1 pseudogene is annotated in these 468 nt (G+C 77.6%); it reads left to right on the forward strand.

The features are described from left to right. Nucleotides 1-468: pseudogene (locus SNR22_RS29205) on the forward strand (hypothetical protein); the annotation flags it as partial.

The raw sequence follows: 468 nt of genomic DNA on the forward strand, positions 1-468 counted from the left end.
TCACCCTCAAGGGCGTCACCCTCAAGGACGGCAACGCCGCCCGCGAGAAGAAGCACGAACCCGAACCCTGGCCCACCACACCCGACGGCACCACCCCACCGAAGACCGACACCCCACCGACGGCCGCCAAGCCAGACCCGGCAGCCCCACCGGCCACCGGGACCGCGCCGGCAGGCGCCGCCGCCCCCGGGGCCGCCGCCGCGCCGATGGCCGCCGCCGCTCCGGTAGCCAAGCCAGGCCCGGCCGCCGCTCCGGTAGCCAAGCCAGGCCCGGCCGCCGCCGCTCCGGTAGCCGCCGAGAGCACGCCGGCCACACCAGCCATGCCGGGGATGCCCGCCGCGCCGGCCACACCAGCCGCGCCGGGGACTGCCCCGGTTGAGCCGGGGACGCCAGCCGAGCCGGGTAAGGACTGGCCCGGGACCTACGACGAAGGCGCCGACGGTGGCGCACTCCTCGTCAAGCCCGGAG

This window comes from Micromonospora sp. RTGN7 (assembly GCF_033804645.1).
Lineage (GTDB): Bacteria > Actinomycetota > Actinomycetes > Mycobacteriales > Micromonosporaceae > Micromonospora.